Raw genomic sequence first — 21,325 nt, 5'->3', positions numbered from 1 at the left:
GCAAACGCCGACTCTTGCGGAGGTGAGCTAACCTGGGCACGGCAACCGCCGCCGTGGAAGGAGAGGCCCGATGACGCGCCCCGACCAGAGCCTCAGCCAGGGCTGGTGCGCCCTGTCCGCCCTGCACGGCCGCATCGAGACGGCCATCGAGCGCGCCCTCCAGGCCGCCCACGACCTGAGCGTGCGCGAATACTCCGTCCTCAACGTCCTCGTCCAGCAGCACGAGGGCACCGGCGGCCACTACCGGATGAACGAACTCGCCGAGGCCGTCGTCCTCAGCCAGAGCGCCACCACGCGCCTGGTCAACCGTCTGGAGGACCGCGGGCTGCTCGCCCGGCACCTGTGCGCGGACGACCGCAGGGGCATCTACACCGATGTCACCGAGGCCGGCCGGGCCCTCCTGGACCGGGCCCGCCCCACCAACGACGCCGCCCTGGACCTGGCCCTCACCGAGGCCGCGACCCACCCCGAACTGGCCCCCCTGGTCACCGCCCTCCGCGACCACGCCCGGCGCTCCACCGCCCCGGCCGCCACCCCGGCCTGAGCCCCGGCGCCCGGCGCCGCACCACCCCGGCCCCCGCCCGAGCCTCGGCGCGCCGCACCTCGCGCAGCGGTGCCGAGCACAGCGCCCCCACACCCGTCGCGGCCACCGCCAGCGCACAGCCGGCCAGCACCGCCCCCACCGGTATCCGCTCGGCCGCCGCGCCCAGCGTCAGATTCATCAGCAGCAGCGACCCGGTCTGCACCATCGTCATGATCGCCTGCACCCGGGAGAGATGGGACTCCGGCGCCGCCGTCAGAATGAGCGGCGCCACATGCGCCGCGAACAGCCCGTTCCCGGACCCCACCAGCAACCCGGCGACCACCGCCACCACCGGCGACGCCACCAGCCCCAGCGCGGCGATCCCCCCGCCCGCCACCAGCAGCCCGGCCCCCGCCGCGACCCCCGGCCGCGCCGCGCCCCCGCGCCGCAGCACCACCAGCGACACCGCGACGATCCCCAGCGCCTGCGCACCACTCACCAGGCCCACCGGCTCCGCGCCCCAGCCCCGCTCCCGCGCCAGCAGCGGCACCAGCAGCGACACCACCGGCAGCAGGAAGGCCGCCGCCACCGACAGCACCCCCAAAGACACCCGCAACAGCCGGTCCCGCCACGCCAGCCGCAACCCGTCCGCGATGTCTCCGAGCATCGAACCCCCGGCCCCGCGCCCGGCACCCTCCTCCGCGAACCGGCCCCGTATCCCCACCAGCACCGCCAGCATCAGCGAGAACGTGCCCACCTGCACCAGCGCCGCCCCGCCCAGCCCCGCCCGCGACACCAGCACCCCGCCCAGCGAGCCGCCCGCGAACATCGTCAACTGCACCCCCGTCTGCCGCAGCGCCAGCGCCCGGGGCAGCACCGCCGCCCCCACCAGCCGCCGCGGCATCGACCCCGAGGCCGGCAGGTAGAACGCGTCCACCACCCCCGTCAGCAGCGCGGCGGCCAGCAGCAGCCACACCGGCGACCCGAACCGCCACGCCGACAGCGCCACCCCCAGCGACACCACCACCATGGCGAGATCCCCCGCCACCATCACCCGCCAGGCACCCGCCCGGTCCCCCAGCGCGCCCCCGACCAGCAACAGCGCGAAGCGCGGCAGATTGACGGCGGTCAGCACCGCACCGGCCACCATCCCCCCGTGCGCCGAAGCGGCCCACCCCAGCGCGAAGAACATCACACTCGTGCCCAGCATCGACACCAGCGCACCGGCCAGCCACACCCGGTACACCCCGGGCAACCGCACAGCGGGAGCGGCACAGGCGGGATCGGCGGGATCGGTGGCACCGGGCGCGGTGGACGTCGGGGGAGCGGTCATGCCCCAGACCGTAGGGCGACGCACTGACAACCCGGCCCGGCAGCCGAAAAGTTATCCACAGAACCCCGAATTCTGTGGACAATCACATCGGCACGGCACCCCGCCCGCATCCGTCCGTTTCCTTCAAGACCCCCGCCACACCCCGCCTACGCTGCCCGCATGGCACCACGATGCGACCTCATCGGACTGATCACCGACGACCTCAGCGCCTCCCTCGCCTTCTACCGGCGACTCGGCCTCGACATTCCCGACACCACCCCCGACACCCCCCACGTCGAGGCCCTGCTCCCCGGCGGACTGCGCCTGGCCTGGGACTCCGTCGCCACCATCACCTCCTTCCAGCCCGACTGGACCCCGCCCCGGGGCGGACAGCGCATCAGCCTCGCCTTCCTGTGCGACAACCCCGCCGAGGTCGACTCCCTCTACGCCGAACTCACCGCCGCCGGCCACCCCGGCGCCGCCCCGCCCTGGGACGCCGTGTGGGGCCAGCGCTACGCCACCGTCCTGGACCCCGACGGCAACCACATCGACCTGTTCGCACCCCTCGGCTGACCCCACCGGCCCCGCGCCGCAACCCGCGCCGCAGCCGCACCACCACGCTCGCACCCACCCCGTACCACGCCGCGATCATGCCCATACCACCGCATACCACCGCATTACAGTGCACCGCATGACCGCACTCCAGGGGAAAACCGCCGTCGTCACCGGAGGCTCACGCGGCATCGGCCGGGCCGTCGTGGAACGACTCGCCCGCGACGGAGCCCACGTCGTCTTCAACTACGCCCGCAGCGAGGCCGCCGCCGCCGAGGTCGTCGCCGCCGTCCAGCGCTCCGGCGGCCCCGGCAGCGCCCACGGCGTCCTCCTCGACCTGACCAGCCCCGGAGCCGCCGAGGAACTCCTCGACCAGGCGACAAGGTTGCACAGCACCCCCGACATCATCGTCAACAACGCCGCCCTGTCCTTCCCCCCGACCCCGCTCGCCGAGACCGACCCGGCCGACTTCGACGCGGTCATGACCGTCAACACCACCGCCGTCTTCCGCACCCTGCGCCACGCCGCCCGCCACATGCCCGACGGCGGCCGGATCATCAGCGTCTCCTCCCTCAACACCACCCGCCCCGCCCCCGGCATCGCCGCGTACGCCGCGAGCAAGGGCGCCCTCGAACAGCTCACCGCCGTCGCCGCCCAGGAACTCGGCCCCCGCGGCATCACCGTCAACACCGTCTCCCCCGGCGCCACCGACACCGACATGCTGCGCGGCACCAACCCGCCCGAGGCCCTCGAACACGTCGCCGCCCTCACCCCACTGCGCCGCCTGGGCACCCCCGCCGACGTCGCCGACGTCATCGCCTTCCTCGCCGGCCCCGACGGCCGCTGGATCACCGGCCAGAACCTCCACGCCACCGGCGGCCTGACCTGACCCGCCCTACCCGCCCAACGCCGCCACCACCTCCCGCGCGGCGGCCCACTCCCGCTCCCCGCCGAGCCACTCCGTCGCCAGCACCATCCGCACCGCCGCCCCCAGCCGCACCTCGTCCCCCTCACCACCCAGGTCCCCCAGCTGAGCGGGCAACAGCAGCGCCAGCGCCCGCCACTCGCCACGCTCCCCCAGCGACGCCACCAGCTCACCCAGCGGACCCGCCACCGCCTCCGGCCGCACCACGCCCGCCCCCGTACGCCGCAACCCGCCCGCCACCGCGATCCGCAGCCAGTTCCCGTACCCGTCCTCGCCCAGCACCCCGGCATGCCCGGCCGCCCGCTCGAAATGCGCCCGCGCCCTCACGCCGTCCCCCGCCTCCTCGTACCCCTGCCCGAGAGCGGCGTGCAGCGACGGATAGAACCCCGCCACCCTCGCGTCCCCCACCGCGTCCGCCAGCTCCAGACACCGCAGGTTCCAGCGCAGCCGCTCCCCGGCCGTGCTCCGCGTCCGCGCCACATAGTGCGCGGCCACGCACCGCTCATAGTCGTCCGACGCCACCTCCCAGGCCCGCCAGAACAGTTCCCCGTCATCGTTCGCCATGCCCCGCGCACACAGCCGCACCACCGGGTTCTCAGGATCCATCACGCACCGGCATCACCAGCGTCGTGAAACTGCCCTGGTCCGCCGAGCGCACCAGCACCGGCCCGCACCCCTGCTCCCCCAGCTCCAGCAGCACATCGGGCCCCACCGCCGACTCCACCGCCCCGGCCAGCACCACCGGATCGAACGCCACCCGCACCCCAGGCCCCGTGACCAGCGCCGGCACCCGCACCCCACCGACCGTCAGCCCCTCCGACCCCGCCGTACGGACCACCACCGGCCCCACATCCCGCTCCAGCGCCGCACGCAACGCCACCCGGTCCGCGACCACCCGGTGCCGTACCGGCCCCAGACCCTCCAGCACCAGCCGGTACGCCGGGAACTCCCCCTCCGTCAGGCACACCTCACGCACCCGCTCCCCGTCCCGCACCCGCGCCCGGCCCTCACCGGACACCTCAAGCACCACCTCACCGGCACCCCGCGCCCACTCCGCGACCTCCCGCAGCTCCGCCGCCTCCACCAGCAGCGGCCCCGGCCCCGCACCGGGCACCGTCCGGGCCCGCAACGTCCGCACCGACAGCCGGTACCGGTCCGTCGCCACCAGCCGCACCTCCTCCCCGGCCGCCTCGACCAGCACACACCGCAACAGCGGATGCCCGGGATCGGTCGCCGGCACCACCTGCCGCACCGCACCGGCCAACTCCGCGCCGCCCAGCACGACCCGCGCCGGCACCGCCCCCGGCCACTCCCGCAGCACCTCGGCGAACACCGCGCCCGCCGCCCGCGCCTCCTCCCGGGTACGCCGCTGCCACTCCTCCAGCACCGCACGCCCACGCCCGGCCGGACCGTCCAGCACCACGGCGGCCTCCACCAGCGGCAGCCCCGCACCGCGCAGCCGGCGCAGCAGCACCGCGCGCTGCGCCTGACCCGGCGCGTACCGCCGGTAACCCGTCACCGCGTCGACCTCGGCCGGCGGCAGCACCCCGCAGTCGTCGTAGAAGCGCAACGCGCTGGGGCTCAGCCCGGCCAGCCGGGCGAACGCCCCGATCCCGAGCAACATCTCGTCCTGGTCCTCGTCCATGCCGCTCATGCTGAGCCTTCAGCCAACCCGAGGGTCAAACCCCGGCACCACGACACCCGGCCCTTGCCCTGACGCCGACGTCAACGTCTACCGTCACGGACATGCGCATCAGTGAACTCGCCGAACGGGCCGGGGTCAGCACCCGCACCCTGCGCTACTACGAAGCGCGCGGCCTGCTCAGCGCCCCGCGCGCCGCCAACGGATACCGCGTCTACGACGACGCCGACCTGGAAGTGGTGCGCCAGATCCGCACCCTCCAGGGCTCCGGCTTCGGCCTGGAGGAGACCCGCCCGTTCGTCGAGTGCCTGCGGGCAGGCCATCCGCGCGGCGACTCCTGCCCCGACTCGCTCGACGTGTACCGCAGGAAGCTCGCCGAGATCGACGCGCTCATGGAGCGGCTGCGTGCCGTGCGCGCCGAGGTGAGCGAGCGGCTGCTGCGCTCCGCGACGGAACCGAAATGCCACCTGGGAGGCTGACCATGAAAACCGGGCTCGCCGACGTCACCGACGCCACCTTCGCCGAGGAGGTCCTGGCTGCGGACCTTCCCGTCCTGCTGAAGTTCACCGCCGACTGGTGCCCGCCCTGCCACCAGCTGAGCCCGGTCCTGGCCGCGATCGCCTCCGAACGGGCCGGGGAACTGAAGGTCGCCGAACTGAACGTGGACCACAACCCCGCGACGGCCGCCGCTTACGGCGTGCTGTCGGTCCCCACACTGATCCTCTTCCGCGCCGGAGAACCCGTGCTCTCCCTGGTGGGCGCCCGCAGCAAGCAGCGCCTGCTCCGGGAACTCGACGGCCGGTAGCCTCCGGCCGCCGCGGACGCGGCGGGCGGGGCGGCAGGGCTCAGAACCCGCCCTCCATGTTGACGAAGCGCGAGTAGTGGCCCTGGAACGCCACCGTGATGGTGGCCGTGGGGCCGTTACGGTGCTTGGCCACGATCAGGTCCGCCTCGCCCGCCCGGGGGGACTCCTTCTCGTAGGCGTCCTCCCGGTGCAGCAGGATCACCATGTCCGCGTCCTGTTCGATGCTGTTGTGGATGTTGATGCCGTTGGCGATGAAGTTGTGGGTCCCGGGCACCGTCGCGTCGAAGACCTCCCGTTCTCCCAGGCTCCGCACCGAGACGACCTCGTCCCAGAACACATCACTGGTGGCCAGCAGTTCGAGGTCCTCGGCCCGCAGCACCTCCGCGACCCGGCCCAGCCTGCCCCGGCTCGGGGCACTGCGGTAAAGCGCCGTGCCGTTGTAGCGCACCCCCAGGGCGCTCTGGAACGCACGGGTGGTCATGTGCTCGACGCCCATCAGCGCGCGGACGGTGCCCCAGACCTCTTTGGGAACCGTGTCGATGTAGGTGTTCGTCCGGACATCGCGCAGTCGCTCGGCGGCCGTCACGACATGCCGTGCCCGGGCCCCGTGGACACCCACCCGCTCCAGGAAGCGGCGCTGGTCCTCCACCCCGGAGATGTCCAGGGTCCAGCCCGGACGGCCGGGGGAACCGGTCACCGAGCGCAGCCGGGCGCGGATGTCCAGCCGCAGCAGCAGCAACTGCAGGTCACGGGCGAGCCGTTCGCTCGTCGTCGCGTAGTACACGCGCACCGCTCCCGACCGTGACACGGTCACCGAGCCGTCGGTGGCCCACAGGTGGCGCAAAAAGAGCCTCAGTTGCTCGTCCGGCAGGGCGAAGATCGTGCTCGGCAGGAACTTCTCATGAGAACGCTTGCCGTAGAGGCCGAAGCCGTCGAGCCACTCCGCGATCGGGTTGCGGCGCCCGCGCCCGGTCGGGTGCGGCGAGGGCAGGTACAGATGCCACCGGCTGTCCTGCCGCACCAGCCGCGGAGTGATACCGAAATGCGCCGCGGCCTCCCGCACCGCGGTCAGATTCGCCTCGTCGTTGCTCGTGTAGTGCACGGGCTGGCGCGGCGCGACACAGCCGTCACCGATCAGATGGGCGAGCATGATCAGCTCAGCCTCGGGCCATTCCCTCGTGTGCTGCGGCACACCCGTCCCGCGCGGCACCGCGATCCGCGAACCGGGTGACAGCTCGCCCAGCGGCCGCCAGCCGTCGTACATCAGGAACGGGTGATTCGCGGTGGCGTCGATTTCCCGCCCCGAGGCGAGTGTCAGCCGGAAGACCTCTTTGACTCCGCTGGAGAACACATGGGTCATCGGCCGGCGGACCAGTCGCAGCTGCTCGTCCAGCGACCACACCGGGAAGCCGCGCTCGCCGCTCTCCATCAACTCGGCGATGGTCACCTCCGCACCGGTGTCGGCGCGCAGGATTCTGGTCTCGGCGGTGACACAGCCCGATTCGCGCAGGTCGGAGACCATCGGCTTCTTGTCGGTGCGCTGTTCGGGGCCACGGTTCAGCTGGGAGAGCGCGATCACCGGGACCTCCAGTTCCTTCGCCAGCAGCTTCAGGTTCCGGGACATCTCCGAGACCTCCTGCTGCCGGCTCTCCGGCCGGCGGCTGCCGCCGGACTGCATCAGCTGGAGATAGTCGATGACGACCAGCCGCAGATCGTTGCGCTGCTTGAGCCGCCGGCACTTGGCTCGGATCTCCATCATCGACAGGTTCGGAGAGTCGTCGATGTACAGCGGCGCGTCGTTGACCTCCGTCATCTGCCGCGCCACCCGGGTCCAGTCCTCGTCCGTCATGCTGCCCGACCGCATGTGGTGCAGCGCCACCCGCGCCTCGGCGGACAGCAGACGCATGGCGATCTCGTTGCGCCCCATCTCCAGCGAGAAGATGACGCTGGGCAGCTTGTGCTTGATGGAGCACGCGCGGGCGAAATCCAGAGCGAGCGTCGAGTTGTGCGTGGGCACCATCGAACGGGTGGCGAGGTACAGGTGATCCGGGTTGTCCACCTGGACACAGCGGACCGGAACCCCGGCGACCTCCCGGACACCGGTGATGACGCGCTGTCCGAGCTTCGCCGTCCCGGGGCGCCTGCGCTCCGCGTGCAACCGCCGCTTGCGTCCCAGCGCGAACACGTCGTCCGTGGGGGTGAAGGTGATGACGTACGCGGTGGAGGACCCCACGGAGCGCCCGTTGACCGCCTTGGTCCGCACTCCGCAGCGATAGCCGAGGCCGACGACCAGCTCACGGAAACCCTCGGCCAGCCGTCGGCTGACCACCGCGAACTGCACCGATCCGGTGTTCGTGACCGTCCCGTCCGTGTCCAGCAGCCCGGCCAGGAGTGCTCTGCGCTGCGCGACGGAGCCGCGCAGGTAGCTGAGCGGAATGTGCTTGTCCCCCAGCACACCCAGCTCTCTCAGCTGCACCAGGAGGCTGCCGTGCCTCCGGTGGCAGGAGGCGCACCGCGGCTCGGGCGAGGCCGAGAAGCACGTCGCGCCGCAGTCCACGCAGGTGGTGTGGGGCTGGGGGTCCGAGACGAACCGGGCCTTGCCGCCGCAGGAGCGCCCGCAGGTGCGCACGTGGGCGAGCTTGGGCGCGTACGGCTTGCCGCAGACGACACACATCCGCTCGACCGGCTCGGGCGCGTGGACGGCGAACCGCAGGGCGTAGGTGATCGAGGACCCGACCCGGCGGACGTCGAAGCCCTCGTCGGCGATGCGGCGGACGAGTTCCGCGTCCGCCGAGGTGATCCTGGCGGCGGCGCTGTGACCGTCGCCGAGCCAGGCGCCCAGGACGTACGGAGGAATGGGCAGGTCCCGCTGAGGCAGGTCGAGCGGGGCCGTGTTCCTTACGGTGTGGTTGTGGCGGCCGTCGGCGGTGAGGCAGTGGAGGGTCTCGGCGATTTCCTTGGTGGTTCTGACCGCCGCCGGGACGTGTGCGGACCTGCGCGAGGCCCTGGTGTCCGTGAGCCACTGGTGGTCCGCGTCGGCGATCACGGTCGTGCCGTCGTCGAAGGACACCTCGTAGCAAGGCCGTCCGGTCATCACCTCGGTGGCTTCCACCACGCGCGTCGGGCGGCCCGACGCGTCGAGCAGGTGGTCACCCGGACGTACCTCGCCCATGGTGGTCCATCCGGTGGGGGTGGGCAGCGGGGTGTCGAGTGCCAGCGCCTTGCCCATGGCCGGCCGGGCCGCGATGACGATCATCTGGCCGGGGTGGAGACCGTTGGTCAGGGAGTCCAGGTCGGTGAAGCCGGTGGGGACGCCGGTCATCTCGCCGCTGCGGGCGCCGATGGCCTCGATCTCGTCGAGGGCGCCCTCCATGATGTCGCTGAGCGGCAGGTAGTCCTCCGACGTCCGCTGCTCGGTGACCTGGTAGACCTCCGCCTGCGCCGTGTTGACGATGTCGTCGACGTCGCCGTCCGCCGCGTATCCCATCTGGGTGATGCGGGTGCCGGCCTGCACCAGGCGGCGCAGCACCGCCTTGTCGTGGACGATCTCCGCGTAGTACAGGGCGTTGGCGGCGGTGGGCACCATCTGCACGATCGAGTGCACATAGCCCGCGCCGCCCACCTTGGCGAGTTCGCCGCGCTTGGTCAGCTCGTTGGCGACGGTGATGGGGTCGGCCGGCTCGCCCTTGGCGTACAGGTCGAGGATCGCCGCGTAGATCGTCTCGTGGGCGGGCTTGTAGAAGTCCGCGCCCCGCAGCGTCTCGACCACGTCGGCGATGGCGTCCTTGGACAGCAGCATGCCGCCCAGCACCGACTGTTCGGCGCGGACGTCCTGCGGCGGCACGCGTTCGAAGGCGGTGGACGACGCGCCGTCGTCCGGGCCGGAGCCATGGCCCTGCCCCGCTCCGGGGCCGCCGCGGGCCGGCGGCGGCCCGTCGCCCGACGCCGCATCGTCCCAGGGGGGTTCACCGTGCTCGAAATCGGCCACTGACCCCACCTCCTCCCGGACCCGTTGTACGGCACGGCTCCGACATTTCCGTACCGAGCGCGGACCTACGCTACGGCAGTCGGCCGGTGGTCGGGACAGCCGGGGGAGGGCTCCGCCGGACAAGTTATCCACAGGCTATGTGGATTTCAGATCGCGGCCTGTGGATAAGCCGGGGCTTCCTGTGGACAAGGTGCGGCACCCTTCCGCGACCACCCGTCCATGATCCACTTCACACCCACTCTGACCTGGGCGTTCACTGTCCGCCCACCCCCGATTACGGGAACACCCGTTCACTCGGCGGGCTCACGTCAACACCCGCTGAACATCACACCGGAGGCCGACAGAGGTAAGGATCACAAAACCATTGCGTCTATTACCTGTGGATGTTTGGATCTCCTCGTGTCCCAGCAGAGCGCCACGCACCGCCGCCACGACCGCGAGATACTCACCCTCGCCCTCCCCGCCTTCGGCGCCCTCGTCGCCGAACCCCTCTTCCTCCTCGCCGACAGCGCCATGATCGGCCACCTCGGCACCCCCCAGCTCGCCGGCCTCGGCATCGCCGCCGCCATCCTCACCACCGCGGTCAACGTCTTCGTCTTCCTCGCCTACGCCACCACCGCCGCCGTCGCCCGCCGCCTCGGCGCCGGCGATCTGCCCGCCGCCCTGCGCCAGGGCATCGACGGCATCTGGCTCGCCGCGCTCCTCGGCCTGGCCGTCGTCCTCATCGGCGTCCCCGCCGCCCCGGCCCTCGTCGACGCCCTCGGCGCCTCCGCCACGGCCGCCCCGCACGCCACCACCTACCTGCGCATCAGCATCCTCGGCATCCCCGCCATGCTCATCGTGCTCGCCGCCACCGGCGTCCTGCGCGGCCTCCAGGACACCCGCACCCCGCTCTACGTCGCCATCGGCGGCTTCACCACCAACGTCGCCCTCAACGGGCTGTTCATCTACGGCCTCGGCTGGGGCATCGCCGGCTCCGCGTGGGGCACCGTCATCGCCCAGTTCGGCATGGCCGCCGTCTATCTGCGCACCGTCCTGGCCGGCGCCCGCCGGCACGACGTCGCCCTGCGCCCCGTCCCTGCCGGCATCCGCGCCAGTGCCAGGGCCGGCGCCCCGCTGCTGGTCCGCACCCTGTCGCTGCGCGCCATCACCCTGCTCGCCACCCTGGTCGCCGCCCGGCTCGGCGACGCGGACGTCGCCGCCCACCAGATCGCCCTGACCATCTGGACGCTGCTCGCCTTCGCCCTCGACGCCATCGCCATCGCGGGCCAGGCCATCATCGGCCGCTACCTGGGCGCGGGCGACGCGGCCGGCGCCCGGGCGATCTGCCGCCGCATGATCGGCTGGGGCGTCGTCTCCGGGATCGTGCTCGGCGCCCTGGTCGCCGTGCTCGGGCCCCTCGGCATGCCCCTGTTCACCGGTGACGACGCCGTGCACGAGCGGCTGCTGCCGGTCCTGCTGATCATCGCCGTCACCCAGCCCATCGCCGGGGTGGTCTTCGTCCTGGACGGCGTCCTGATGGGCGCGGGCGACGGCACCTACCTGGCCGCCGCCATGCTGCTCACCCTCGCCGTCTTCGCCCCCGTGGCGCTGCTGGTCCCCACCATCGGCGGCGGCGTCAGCACCCTGTGGTGGGCGGTGGCGGGACTGATGATGGCCACCCGCCTGGTCACCCTGGGGCTGCGCACCCGCACCGGACGCTGGCTGATCACCGGCGCCGAGCGCGCCTGACCGCCGCCTCCGGGCGGACCGGAGGACGGCGACGCAGGACGGCGACGCAGGACGGCAACGGAAACGGCGCCGGTCGCGGACCCCGCCCTGCTGGGACGGGACGCGACCGGCGCCGTACCGGTACTGCCTACCGCGTGCCGCGGATCACCGAAGGATCACCGCGGACCGCTCACTTCGCGGACGAGTCGACGTGCAGTCCGACCTTCGCCACGACCTCCGGGTGCAGCCGGACCGAGACCTGGTGGGTACCCAGGCTCTTGATCGGGTTGCTGAGCTCGATGCGACGCTTGTCGACATCGGGACCACCGGAGGTCTTCACCGCGGAGACGATGTCCGCGGGGGTGACCGAACCGAACAGCCGGCCGCCGGAGCCCGCACGGACCTTCAGGCGGACCGTGACCTTCTCCAGCTGCGCCTTGATGTCGTTCGCCTGCTCGATCGTGGCGATCTCGCGGATCTTGCGCGCGCGCCGGATCTGCTCGACGTCCTTCTCGCCACCCCGGGTCCAGCGGATCGCGACACCGCGGGGAAGCAGGTAGTTACGGGCGTACCCGTCCTTCACCTCGACAACGTCACCGGCCGTGCCCAGGCCGGAGACCTCGCTCGTCAGGATGATCTTCATGATGCTGAACCATCCTTCCTTAGCGCGCGGTCGAGGTGTAGGGCAGCAGCGCCATCTCACGGCTGTTCTTCACGGCCGTGGCGACGTCACGCTGGTGCTGGGTGCAGTTGCCGGTGACCCGGCGGGCACGGATCTTCCCGCGGTCGGAAATGAACTTCCGCAGCAGGTTCGTGTCCTTGTAGTCCACATAGGAGATCTTCTCCTTGCAGAACACGCAAACCTTCTTCTTTGGCTTGCGAGCAGGCGGCTTCGCCATGGTCTCTCTCCGTTGATCTCAATAAGAAGTGAATAGCCGAGCCCGGCCGTTCCCTTCAGCCCGCCGGGGCGGGCCTCAGAACGGGGGCTCCTCCGAGTAGCCACCGCCGGAGCCACCGCCGCCCCAGCCGTTACCACCGCCGCTTTGCTGGCCACCACTGGCCGGCGCGCCGGTCGCCCACGGGTCACCCCCGGGAGCGCCGCCACCGCCCTGCTGCTGGCCCTGGCCGCCACCGGGGCCACCGCCCCAGCCGCTGCCGCCACCCTGACCGCCGCGGCCGCCGCCGCTCGCGCCCCGGGTGACCTTGGCAGTCGCGGTCTTCAGGCTGGGGCCGACTTCCTCGACGTCCAGCTCGTAGACCGTGCGCTTGATGCCCTCCCGGTCCTCGTACGACCGCTGCTTGAGGCGGCCCTGCACGATGACACGCATCCCCTTGGTCAGGGACTCGGCGACGTTCTCCGCCGCCTGCCGCCAGACGGAGCAGGTCAGGAACAGGCCTTCGCCGTCCCGCCACTCGTTGCTCTGCCGGTCGAAGATGCGCGGCGTGGACGCGACACGGAACTTCGCGACCGCCGCACCTGAGGGGGTGAAGCGCAGCTCGGGGTCGTCGACCAGATTGCCGACAATCGTGATGACGGTCTCGCCTGCCATGGTGAACCTCTCGGCGGGGTGCTAACTGCTGTTGCTGCGATGATTACTTATGGCACTGACATCGCTACTCGGTGTCCCGCTGATCCCGCGGAGCGTGATGCTCAGTGGGTCGAGGGACGGAGGACCTTGGTCCGCAGAACCGACTCGTTGAGGTTCAGCTGCCGGTCGAGTTCCTTGACGGTCTCGGGGGCTGCCTGCAGGTCGATGACGGAGTAGATGCCCTCGGGCTTCTTGTTGATCTCGTAGGAGAGCCGACGGCGACCCCACGTGTCGATCTTCTCGACCTTGCCGTTGCCCTCACGGACGACAGCAAGGAAGCTCTCGATCAGCGGGGCGACAGAGCGCTCCTCAAGATCGGGATCGAGGATGATCATCAGTTCGTACTGACGCATTGTGGAACCCACCTCCTCTGGACTCAGGCGGCCACGGGCGATCCGTGGCAGGAGGGTCGTGATGCGTGTCCCCTGCCGTCAGTGACGAAGCACGGGACAGTACACCGTACCCGGCGAGCACCTTCCGGTTGAAATCCGGCCCCGACCCGAGCAACCTGGAGAGATCGGGTACACGGCTTCCGCAGCGCTCCGCAGGAGGTTCCCCATGGCCCACATGACGCTCAGCAGCGTCTTCAACTCCGACGGCCATTCCCACCCCGTCCCCAACATCCTCGCCGCCGTCACCGCGGTCCTCGGCCCGGCGGCCCTCCTTCTCTCCCTGTGGCCCGGCATGCACCTGGCGGCCTCCTGGGCCGGCCTGGCGGGCATCGCCACCGGCGGCTGGGGCCAGCTGGTGTCCGCCACCACGGCCGAACGCTTCGTGCTGGTCATCGGCCTGGGCGCCGCCGCCACCGGCTTCTATCTCGGCATGGCGCACGGCGGCCTGTTCGGCGGCGTCCTGGGCTGACCGGGCCCTGCGGCCACGGCCCGGCGCTGTTCCACCCGTGCGCCGGGCCGGTACGGGAACGCCCCCGCCCCGCGCCTGCGGCCGCCCCGATCCGGCCCCCCGGGCAGGCCGCCGCGCCCCCGGCGTCCACCGCGCCGCTAGGCTTCCCGCCAGACGCCGCGATTGACGCCCAAGGAGCGCCCCGAATGAGCCTGACCCTGAGGACCATCAGCCGCGAGGAGCATCTGGCGTATATCCGCTCCCTGCCGGCCGCCAGCCACATGCAGGTGCCGGCCTGGGGCGATGTCAAGGCCGAGTGGCGGACGGAGTCCCTGGGCTGGTTCGACACGTCCGGTGTCTGCGTGGGCGCGGGCCTCGTCCTCTACCGGCAGCTGCCCAAGGTCAAGCGCTACCTCGCGTACCTCCCCGAGGGCCCGGTCATCAACTGGTTCGCGCCCAACCTGGAGGAGTGGCTGCGGCCGATGCTCGCGCACCTCAAGAAGCAGGGTGCGTTCTCGGTCAAGATGGGCCCGCCGGTGGTCATCCGCCGCTGGAACGCCGCCGCCATCAAGGCGGGCATCCAGAACCCCGAGGTCAAGCGGCTGCGCGACGTCGAGGCCAGCGAGCTGGAGCCGCGCGCCTTCGAGGTCTCCGACAAGCTGCGCCGGATGGGCTGGCAGCAGGGCGAGGAGGAGGGCGCCGGGTTCGGCGACGTCCAGCCCCGCTACGTCTTCCAGATCCCGCTCAAGGACCGCTCCCTGGAGGATGTCCACAAGGGCTTCAACCAGCTGTGGCGCCGCAACATCAAGAAGGCCGAGAAGGCCGGCGTCGAGGTGGTGCGGGGCAGCTACGACGATCTGCCGCTGTGGCAGGAGCTGTACGAGGTCACCGCGGTCCGTGACAAGTTCCGGCCGCGCCCGCTGGCGTACTTCGAGCGCATGTGGAAGGCGCTCAACTCCGAGGACCCGGACCGCATGCGGCTGTACATCGCCAAGCACGAGGGAGAGGCGGTGGCCGCCGCCACCATGCTGATCGTGGGCGGCCATGTGTGGTATTCGTACGGTGCCTCCGCGAACCACAAGCGTGAGGTGCGGCCCTCCAACGCGATGCAGTGGCGCATGCTCCAGGACGCCCAGGCGCTGGGGGCCCACGTGTACGACCTGCGGGGCATCGGCGACTCGCTGGAGGACACGGACCATCTCTTCGGCCTGATCCAGTTCAAGGTGGGTACGGGCGGGGAGGCGGCCGAGTACCTGGGCGAGTGGGATTTCCCGCTCAACAAGCTGCTGCACAAGGCGCTCGACATCTACATGTCGCGACGCTGACGACGCCGACCCGCACCCCGCCCCCACCGCGTTCCCTCACCCCCCACACCCCTTCCCACCTCGTACAACCCCAACAGAAGGGTCCCTCCCGGCCATGGCGCTCACCCTTTACGTCGACACCGACCGCTGGCGGGCGCACCAGCGGAAGATCGTCGCCGACTTCCCCGACCTGGTGCCGGTCTGCAAGGGCAATGGCTACGGCTTCGGTCACGACCGGCTCGCCGAGGAGGTCACCGAGCTGGGCATCGAGACGCTGGCGGTCGGCACGGCGTACGAGGCCGAGGCCATGAAGGACCGCTTCAGCGGCGACCTGCTGGTGCTGACCCCCTACCGGCGGAGCGAGGAGCCGGTGCCTCTCCCCGATCGGGTGATTCGTTCGGCCTCCTCGGTGGACGGCGTGTACGGGCTGGTGGGGTCCCGGGTGGTCGTCGAGGTGATGAGCTCGATGCGCCGGCACGGGGTGACACCGGCGGATCTGGGGAAGCTGAGCGCGGCGCTGGAGGACGTGCGTCTTGAGGGCTTCGCGATCCACCTGCCGCTGGACCGCACCGATGGCACCGACGGGGTGGAGGAGGTCATCGGCTGGATGGACCGGCTGCGGGCCGCCCGGCTGCCGCTGGACACCATGTTCGTGAGCCACCTCAGCGCCGAGGAGCTGAACCGGCTGCGCCAGCAGTTCCCGCAGACCCGGTTCCGGGCGCGGATCGGCACCCGGCTGTGGCTGGGGGACCACACGGCGACGGAGTACCGCGGCGCGGTGCTCGATGTGACGCCGGTGGCCAAGGGGGACCGCTTCGGGTACCGGCAGCAGAAGGCGCCCGGGGACGGCTGGCTGGCGGTGGTGGCCGGTGGCACCTCGCACGGCGTGGGCCTGGAGGCGCCCAAGGCGCTGCACGGGATGTCCTCGCGGGCGAAGGGGATGGCGCGGGCCGGGCTGGCCACGGTGAACCGCAACCTGTCGCCGTTCGTGTGGGACGGCAAGCAGCGGTGGTTCGCGGAGCCGCCGCACATGCAGGTGTCGATCCTGTTCGTGCCGGCCGAGTCCAAGGGACCCAAGGTCGGGGACGAGCTGCGGGCGATCCTGCGGCACACCACCACGCAGGTGGACCGGGTCGTCGACGAGTGAGCGGACGTATCTCCTGATCCATGACGGCGGCCCGGGCAGATGCCCGGGCCGCCGTCATGGGGGAGCGTGTCGCGTGAGCGTTGCTCAGCGCTCCAGCTCGCCGTTGATGAACTTCTCCACGTTGTCGCGGGCCTCGTCGTCGAAGAACTGGACCGGCGGGGACTTCATGAAGTACGAGGACGCGGAGGTGATGGGGCCACCGACGCCGCGGTCCTTGGCGATCTTCGCGGCGCGCAGCGCATCGATGATCACACCGGCGGAGTTGGGGGAGTCCCAGACCTCCAGCTTGTACTCCAGGTTCAGCGGCACGTCGCCGAAGGCGCGGCCCTCGAGGCGGACGTACGCCCACTTGCGGTCATCGAGCCACGCGACGTAGTCGGAGGGGCCGATGTGCACGTTGCCCTCGCCCAGCTCGCGGTCGCGGATCTGGGAGGTGACGGCCTGGGTCTTGGAGACCTTCTTGGACTCGAGCCGGTCGCGCTCCAGCATGTTCTTGAAGTCCATGTTGCCGCCGACGTTCAGCTGCATGGTGCGGTCCAGGATGACCCCGCGGTCCTCGAACAGCTTGGCCATGACGCGGTGCGTGATGGTGGCGCCGACCTGGGACTTGATGTCGTCACCGACGATCGGGACACCGGCCTCGGTGAACTTGTCCGCCCACTCCTTGGTGCCGGCGATGAAGACCGGGAGCGCGTTGACGAAGGCGACCTTGGCGTCGATGGCGGCCTGCGCGTAGTACTTGGCGGCGTCCTCGGAGCCGACCGGCAGGTAGCAGACCAGGACGTCGGCCTTGGTGTCCTTGAGGACCTTCACGATGTCGACGGGCTCGGCGTCGGCCTCCACGATGGTCTCGCGGTAGTACTTGCCCAGGCCGTCCAGGGTCTGGCCGCGCTGGACGGTGACGCCGGTGGCCGGCACGTCGGCGATCTTGATGGTGTTGTTCTCGCTGGCGCCGATGGCGTCCGCCAGGTCGAGGCCGACCTTCTTGGAGTCGACGTCGAACGCGGCCACGAACTCGATGTCCGAGACGTGGTAGTCGCCGAACTGGACATGCATCAGACCCGGCACCCGGCTGTCCGGGGCGGCGTCCTTGTAGTACTCGACGCCCTGTACCAGCGAGGCGGCGCAGTTGCCCACGCCGGCGATGGCTACGCGAACCGAACCCATTCCGGTTGCTCCCTGTGTGTGTTTCGGCATGGCCCCACGCCGTCGCGGGGCCCGGAATTGTCAAGTGATGGTCAAGTGGTGGTGTCGTTGTCGCCGGAGCCACCCGGCGGACCGGAACCACCCGGCGGAGCGGTGCCGCGCTCGCGGCCCTCCCGCTCGCTCTCGATCAGCTCATTGAGCCAGCGGACCTCGCGCTCCACGGACTCCATGCCGTGGCGCTGCAGCTCCAGCGTGTAGTCGTCCAGCTTCTCCCGGGTACGGACCAGGGAGGCGCGCATCTTGGCGAGACGCTCCTCCAGGCGGCTGCGGCGGCCTTCCAGCACCCGCATCCGTACATCACGTGAGGTCTGGCCGAAGAAAGCGAACCGGACACCGAAGTTGTCGTCTTCCCAGGCGTCGGGGCCGGTCTGGGTCAGAAGCTCCTCGAAGCGTTCCTTGCCAGGGCCCGTGAGCCGGTAGACGATACGGGCGCGCCGCCCCGACAGCGCGGTGGCCCGTGGGTCCTCCGCGTCGCTGCCGGGCTCCTCGGCGAGCCATCCGTGCTGGACCAGCGTCTTGAGACAGGGGTAGAGGGAGCCGTAGCTGAACGCCCGGAAGACGCCCAGCGAGGTGTTGAGCCGCTTGCGCAGCTCGTACCCGTGCATCGGGGATTCCCGCAGGAGCCCGAGTACGGCGAACTCCAGGACTCCGGAGCGTCGGCTCACGGCTGGAATCACCTCCCTGGTGGACTGCCTGTCGTGTCGTGCTGTGTCTGAACGGTCTGTATCGCTGGTGCGATGTATTGGGTCGATGTATCGGCCCGATACATCGCCACGATAGAACGGCCCGAGAGGTGCTGCAAGAGGGGTCCTGGTGAAGGGGATCACATCTTCGCTTCACTGAAAGTTAAATGACCGAAGTGGCTGTTATGCCAGGAAAATTGGTCTTTGGGGCTGCGTACCCTGAACCCCGTGTGCGGATCACTGTCCGGGAACCCTGGGGCCGAATTCAGCGTCCTCGTTCACGGTGACGTGCGTCCAGGCCATTGGCCGGGCCGCGCACAACGGGGGGACTGCAAGACACCACACGTCATTGCCGCAGCAGACGTCTCACGTCTGTCCGAGGAGTAGCTGTCCATGAGCGAGCACCGTCGCAAGCCGCCGCAATCGCGCGGCCGCCGCGCCGCGGCGCCTTCCGGCCGCCGGGCCGCGCCGCCGCCGCCGCGCGAGGAGAGCGGCGGGAGCGGGCATCGGCGCGAGGCAGCCGCGAACGCGGCCGAAGGCGCGGGCCGCCGCGCCGCCAGGCGTCGGCCGGAGCCCCCCCCGAAAAAGCGATTCATCGACTACCCACGCGCCCAGCACACGGGCGCGCGCCGCTGGCTGCCGTCCTGGAAGCAGGTCCTGGGCTCGGCGATCATCTTCATGGGCATGCTGGTCGGTCTGGTCGGCCTGGCGTACGCGATGGTCGACATCCCGGACGTGAACAAGACCGCCGAGAGCCAGAAGAACGTCTACTACTGGGACGACGGCACGGAGATGGTCGTCGCGGGCGGCGGTGACTACAACCGGCAGATCATCCCGTTCACCGAGATCCCCACCGACATGGTGGACTCGGTGGTCGCCGCGGAGAACGCGACGTTCTGGGACGACCCGGGTGTCGACCTCAAGGGCATCGCCCGTGCCGTGGTGAACATGGCCCAGGGCGGGGACACCCAGTCCGGCTCGACCATCACCCAGCAGTACGTGAAGAACATGTACCTGGACCAGAGCCAGACGCTGAGCCGTAAGTTCAAGGAACTGCTGATCTCGGTCAAGGTGTCCTCCGACGTACCCAAAGAAGAGATCATGGCCGGGTACCTCAACACCGCGTACTTCGGCCGGGGGGCCTACGGCATCCAGGCGGCGGCCCGGGCGTACTACGACAAGGACGCCAAGGACCTCAACGCCAATGAGTGTGCCTACCTCACCACCCTGCTGAAGGGCGCCGATCTGTACGACACCTCGGGCGGTACCGGCGGTGCGGAGCGCGCCGCGGCCAACACCGAGCGGGCCACCAACCAGTGGGTGACGGTCCTGGACCGCCGGGTCGCGGTCGGCAATATGGACGCGTCGGAGCGCAACGAGTACACCGAGTTCCCGACGCCGCAGGAGCTCAAGCCGGCGACCAACCTGGCCGGCCAGATCGGCTACCTGAAGGAGCTGGCCGACAACTACCTGATCAACAACGACGACATCGACGTCGACGCGGACAAGCTCGCCATGGGCGGTTACTCCATCCATACCACCTTCAACCAGGAGATGGTGAACCAGATGGAGGAGGCGGTCCAGCAGGTCATCGACGACAACCTGGACCCGGAGAACCGCGAAGAGGACGAGCACGTCCAGTTCGGCGGCGCGGCGGTGGTCCCCGGTGACGGTGCGGTGGTCGCCATCTACGGCGGGCACAACGCGGTCGAGCACTACCTGAACAACGCCAACAACGCCGGGGCCCAGGTCGGTTCGACCTTCAAGCCCTTCGTCCTGGCGGCGGCGATGCGCGACGGCGTGCGGGATCCGGAGAAGCCGGCCGACCAGCCGGACAAGGACCGCACCCCGATCTCGCCGGAGAGCGTCTACTCCAGCGAGAACAATCTGCTGATCCGCACCTACGACGGGGAGATCTGGTACGGCGAGGACCCCGAGACCGGCGAGGACGAGCCCTGGCATCAGCCGAACTTCGAGGCCGGTGAAGAGGGGGACATCACCATTCGCCGTGCGATGGAGATCTCCTCCAACTCCCCCTTCGTCCAGTTGGGCATGGATATCGGCCCGGCCAAGGTCAAAGAGGCCGCCATGGACGCGGGGCTGCTGGAAGGCACCCTGGGTCCGGCGGACGACAGTGTTCCCTCCTTCGCCCTCGGTGTCTCCACCCCCGGACCGATCCGCATGGCCACCGCGTATGCCACCTTCGCGGCCAGCGGCGAGCAGGCCGATCCGTACTTCGTGACCCACGCGGAGCTCGAAGGTGTGTCCGTCTACGAGCACGAGACGAATCCCGAGCGGCACTTCGAAGCCAACATCGCCGACAATGTCACCGATGTACTGGTCAATGTGGTGACCGGTGAACAGGGCAGTGGCCGGAAGGTCCAGGCGCTCGGGCGACCCGTCGCCGCCAAGACGGGCACCACGGACGGCAACAACAGCGCCTGGTTCGTCGGCTACACGAAGCAGTTGTCCACCGCGATCGGCATGTGGCGCTTCCCGGACTCCGAGGACATCGACCCCGCGGACCGCAAGTTCCTCTCCATGCGCGGCACCGCCGGGATGGAGAAGATCACGGGTGGGTCGCTCCCCGCCGACATCTGGCTCGGCTTCATGAAGGAAGCCACCAAGAACGACCCCGTCGAGGACTTCCCCAAGCCCGGCAAGATCGGCGAGGAGTATCGCGGCATCGGCACCGAGCCCGAGCTGCCCGACCCGCCGCCGGTCGAGGAGACGGATGAGCCCGACGAGCCGGAGACGGATGAGACCGAGGAGCCGGAGACCGACCCGGAGCCCGACCCGCCGGCCGACCCGGACCCGGACCCGACCGACTCCTGTCAGCCCGGAGACCAGAACTGCGCCAGCGGTGGCGGCTCCCAGGGCAACGACAGCGGGGGGAACGGCCTCCCGGGCGGGGGCAACGCCGGCAACAACGAGGGCGGCACCGGCACCGACTCCGGAGCGGACGCGGGAGCAGACGCCGGAGCGGACGCGGGCTCCGGAGAAACCGACTCCAGCGGGGATTCCGACAGCGGAGCTTCCGGCTGGTGGAGCGGAGGAACCGGTTAGCGGTTCTGACAGCTAGCCGAGTCATCGGCTGAC

At 70.6% G+C, this 21,325-nt stretch carries 20 protein-coding genes; 10 read left to right on the top strand and 10 right to left on the bottom strand.

Annotated features, from left to right (window positions below):
- Positions 1-70: 70 nt before the first annotated feature.
- Positions 71-544: a MarR family winged helix-turn-helix transcriptional regulator gene (locus tag H7827_RS15000; RefSeq protein WP_432745719.1), complete on the top strand. Its 474-nt coding sequence runs from the start codon at positions 71-73 to the stop codon at positions 542-544.
- Here H7827_RS15000 and H7827_RS14995 read toward each other — a convergent pair.
- Positions 486-1,856: an MFS transporter gene (locus H7827_RS14995; protein WP_432745717.1), complete on the bottom strand. Its 1,371-nt coding sequence runs from the start codon at positions 1,854-1,856 to the stop codon at positions 486-488. The genes H7827_RS15000 and H7827_RS14995 overlap by 59 nt on opposite strands.
- Positions 1,857-2,015: 159 nt before the next feature.
- Here H7827_RS14995 and H7827_RS14990 point away from each other — a divergent pair, with 159 nt between their 5' ends.
- Both H7827_RS14990 and H7827_RS14985 read left to right on the top strand, forming a co-directional pair.
- Positions 2,016-2,408 carry a VOC family protein gene (locus H7827_RS14990; protein ID WP_432745715.1) on the top strand — a complete coding sequence of 131 codons (393 nt, stop codon included), beginning with the start codon at positions 2,016-2,018 and terminating at the stop codon, positions 2,406-2,408.
- Between the two features lie 118 nt (positions 2,409-2,526).
- The gene (locus tag H7827_RS14985) at positions 2,527-3,276 is read left to right on the top strand and encodes an SDR family NAD(P)-dependent oxidoreductase (RefSeq protein ID WP_262833565.1); all 750 of its coding nucleotides are present in this window, start codon (positions 2,527-2,529) and stop codon (positions 3,274-3,276) included.
- A 6-nt stretch (positions 3,277-3,282) separates the two neighbouring features.
- Here the strand turns inward: H7827_RS14985 and H7827_RS14980 are convergent, their stop codons facing one another.
- Both H7827_RS14980 and H7827_RS14975 read right to left on the bottom strand, forming a co-directional pair.
- Positions 3,283-3,876, bottom strand: coding sequence for a hypothetical protein (locus H7827_RS14980; RefSeq protein ID WP_432745713.1), 594 nt, complete (start codon positions 3,874-3,876; stop codon positions 3,283-3,285).
- A 31-nt stretch (positions 3,877-3,907) separates the two neighbouring features.
- The gene (locus H7827_RS14975) at positions 3,908-4,957 is read right to left on the bottom strand and encodes a MerR family transcriptional regulator (RefSeq protein WP_432745711.1); all 1,050 of its coding nucleotides are present in this window, start codon (positions 4,955-4,957) and stop codon (positions 3,908-3,910) included.
- Positions 4,958-5,058: 101 nt separating this feature from the next.
- Here H7827_RS14975 and H7827_RS14970 point away from each other — a divergent pair, with 101 nt between their 5' ends.
- Together H7827_RS14970 and H7827_RS14965 are read left to right on the top strand one after the other, a co-directional pair.
- Positions 5,059-5,433, top strand: a complete 375-nt coding sequence (locus tag H7827_RS14970) for a MerR family transcriptional regulator (protein WP_432745709.1) — start codon at positions 5,059-5,061, stop codon at positions 5,431-5,433.
- Between the two features lie 2 nt (positions 5,434-5,435).
- Positions 5,436-5,759, top strand: coding sequence for a thioredoxin family protein (locus tag H7827_RS14965; protein ID WP_432745707.1), 324 nt, complete (start codon positions 5,436-5,438; stop codon positions 5,757-5,759).
- 40 nt (positions 5,760-5,799) lie between these two features.
- Here the strand turns inward: H7827_RS14965 and H7827_RS14960 are convergent, their stop codons facing one another.
- Positions 5,800-9,558, bottom strand: a complete 3,759-nt coding sequence (locus H7827_RS14960; protein ID WP_432747990.1) for a replicative DNA helicase — start codon at positions 9,556-9,558, stop codon at positions 5,800-5,802.
- A 588-nt stretch (positions 9,559-10,146) separates the two neighbouring features.
- Here H7827_RS14960 and H7827_RS14955 point away from each other — a divergent pair.
- Positions 10,147-11,478: an MATE family efflux transporter gene (locus H7827_RS14955; RefSeq protein ID WP_432745705.1), complete on the top strand. Its 1,332-nt coding sequence runs from the start codon at positions 10,147-10,149 to the stop codon at positions 11,476-11,478.
- 169 nt (positions 11,479-11,647) lie between these two features.
- Here H7827_RS14955 and rplI read toward each other — a convergent pair whose 3' ends face one another.
- From rplI to rpsF, 4 genes are all read right to left on the bottom strand, one after another.
- Positions 11,648-12,100 (bottom strand): 50S ribosomal protein L9, encoded by a 453-nt coding sequence (rplI, locus tag H7827_RS14950; RefSeq protein WP_030732522.1) that lies wholly within the window; start codon positions 12,098-12,100, stop codon positions 11,648-11,650.
- Between the two features lie 19 nt (positions 12,101-12,119).
- A complete protein-coding gene (rpsR, locus tag H7827_RS14945) occupies positions 12,120-12,356 on the bottom strand; it encodes a 30S ribosomal protein S18 (protein WP_003978893.1) in 237 nt (78 codons plus the stop codon).
- Positions 12,357-12,431: 75 nt separating this feature from the next.
- Positions 12,432-13,007 carry a single-stranded DNA-binding protein gene (locus H7827_RS14940; RefSeq protein ID WP_364240474.1) on the bottom strand — a complete coding sequence of 192 codons (576 nt, stop codon included), beginning with the start codon at positions 13,005-13,007 and terminating at the stop codon, positions 12,432-12,434.
- A gap of 101 nt (positions 13,008-13,108) precedes the next feature.
- Complete coding sequence (gene rpsF / locus H7827_RS14935; protein WP_030732527.1) at positions 13,109-13,399, bottom strand: 30S ribosomal protein S6; 291 nt, start codon at positions 13,397-13,399, stop codon at positions 13,109-13,111.
- A 205-nt stretch (positions 13,400-13,604) separates the two neighbouring features.
- On the opposite strand from rpsF, the gene H7827_RS14930 reads away from it, so the two are divergent.
- From H7827_RS14930 to H7827_RS14920, 3 genes are all read left to right on the top strand, one after another.
- Complete coding sequence (locus tag H7827_RS14930; protein WP_386541355.1) at positions 13,605-13,907, top strand: hypothetical protein; 303 nt, start codon at positions 13,605-13,607, stop codon at positions 13,905-13,907.
- 185 nt (positions 13,908-14,092) lie between these two features.
- Entirely contained in the window at positions 14,093-15,211 is a 1,119-nt protein-coding gene (locus H7827_RS14925) for a lipid II:glycine glycyltransferase FemX (protein ID WP_030732531.1), read from the top strand.
- A 94-nt stretch (positions 15,212-15,305) separates the two neighbouring features.
- Positions 15,306-16,337 (top strand): alanine racemase, encoded by a 1,032-nt coding sequence (locus H7827_RS14920; protein ID WP_030732533.1) that lies wholly within the window; start codon positions 15,306-15,308, stop codon positions 16,335-16,337.
- Between the two features lie 84 nt (positions 16,338-16,421).
- Here H7827_RS14920 and H7827_RS14915 read toward each other — a convergent pair whose 3' ends face one another.
- Together H7827_RS14915 and H7827_RS14910 are read right to left on the bottom strand one after the other, a co-directional pair.
- Positions 16,422-17,504, bottom strand: a complete 1,083-nt coding sequence (locus H7827_RS14915; protein WP_432745700.1) for an inositol-3-phosphate synthase — start codon at positions 17,502-17,504, stop codon at positions 16,422-16,424.
- A 71-nt stretch (positions 17,505-17,575) separates the two neighbouring features.
- Positions 17,576-18,208, bottom strand: coding sequence for a PadR family transcriptional regulator (locus tag H7827_RS14910; RefSeq protein WP_432745698.1), 633 nt, complete (start codon positions 18,206-18,208; stop codon positions 17,576-17,578).
- 411 nt (positions 18,209-18,619) lie between these two features.
- Here H7827_RS14910 and H7827_RS14905 point away from each other — a divergent pair, with 411 nt between their 5' ends.
- On the top strand, positions 18,620-21,292 hold the full coding sequence (locus H7827_RS14905) for a transglycosylase domain-containing protein (protein WP_432745696.1): 2,673 nt from the start codon (positions 18,620-18,622) through the stop codon (positions 21,290-21,292).
- Positions 21,293-21,325: the final 33 nt, after the last annotated feature.

This window comes from Streptomyces sp. JH002 (assembly GCF_050916115.1).
In the GTDB taxonomy this organism is placed as follows: domain Bacteria; phylum Actinomycetota; class Actinomycetes; order Streptomycetales; family Streptomycetaceae; genus Streptomyces; species Streptomyces xiamenensis.
This window is presented reverse-complemented; position numbering and strand designations above follow the sequence as displayed.

Bases quoted from the DNA above. Each gene is read 5' to 3' on its own strand.
- H7827_RS15000 (WP_432745719.1), top strand. From the start codon at position 71: ATGACGCGCCCCGACCAGAGCCTCAGCCAGGGCTGGTGCGCCCTGTCC.
- H7827_RS14995 (WP_432745717.1), bottom strand. From the start codon at position 1,856: ATGACCGCTCCCCCGACGTCCACCGCGCCCGGTGCCACCGATCCCGCC.
- H7827_RS14990 (WP_432745715.1), top strand. From the start codon at position 2,016: ATGGCACCACGATGCGACCTCATCGGACTGATCACCGACGACCTCAGC.
- H7827_RS14985 (WP_262833565.1), top strand. From the start codon at position 2,527: ATGACCGCACTCCAGGGGAAAACCGCCGTCGTCACCGGAGGCTCACGC.
- H7827_RS14980 (WP_432745713.1), bottom strand. From the start codon at position 3,876: ATGGCGAACGATGACGGGGAACTGTTCTGGCGGGCCTGGGAGGTGGCG.
- H7827_RS14975 (WP_432745711.1), bottom strand. From the start codon at position 4,957: ATGGACGAGGACCAGGACGAGATGTTGCTCGGGATCGGGGCGTTCGCC.
- H7827_RS14970 (WP_432745709.1), top strand. From the start codon at position 5,059: ATGCGCATCAGTGAACTCGCCGAACGGGCCGGGGTCAGCACCCGCACC.
- H7827_RS14965 (WP_432745707.1), top strand. From the start codon at position 5,436: ATGAAAACCGGGCTCGCCGACGTCACCGACGCCACCTTCGCCGAGGAG.
- H7827_RS14960 (WP_432747990.1), bottom strand. From the start codon at position 9,558: ATGCTGCTGTCCAAGGACGCCATCGCCGACGTGGTCGAGACGCTGCGG.
- rplI (WP_030732522.1), bottom strand. From the start codon at position 12,100: ATGAAGATCATCCTGACGAGCGAGGTCTCCGGCCTGGGCACGGCCGGT.
- rpsR (WP_003978893.1), bottom strand. From the start codon at position 12,356: ATGGCGAAGCCGCCTGCTCGCAAGCCAAAGAAGAAGGTTTGCGTGTTC.
- H7827_RS14940 (WP_364240474.1), bottom strand. From the start codon at position 13,007: ATGGCAGGCGAGACCGTCATCACGATTGTCGGCAATCTGGTCGACGAC.
- rpsF (WP_030732527.1), bottom strand. From the start codon at position 13,399: ATGCGTCAGTACGAACTGATGATCATCCTCGATCCCGATCTTGAGGAG.
- H7827_RS14930 (WP_386541355.1), top strand. From the start codon at position 13,605: ATGGCCCACATGACGCTCAGCAGCGTCTTCAACTCCGACGGCCATTCC.
- H7827_RS14925 (WP_030732531.1), top strand. From the start codon at position 14,093: ATGAGCCTGACCCTGAGGACCATCAGCCGCGAGGAGCATCTGGCGTAT.
- H7827_RS14920 (WP_030732533.1), top strand. From the start codon at position 15,306: ATGGCGCTCACCCTTTACGTCGACACCGACCGCTGGCGGGCGCACCAG.
- H7827_RS14915 (WP_432745700.1), bottom strand. From the start codon at position 17,504: ATGGGTTCGGTTCGCGTAGCCATCGCCGGCGTGGGCAACTGCGCCGCC.
- H7827_RS14905 (WP_432745696.1), top strand. From the start codon at position 18,620: ATGAGCGAGCACCGTCGCAAGCCGCCGCAATCGCGCGGCCGCCGCGCC.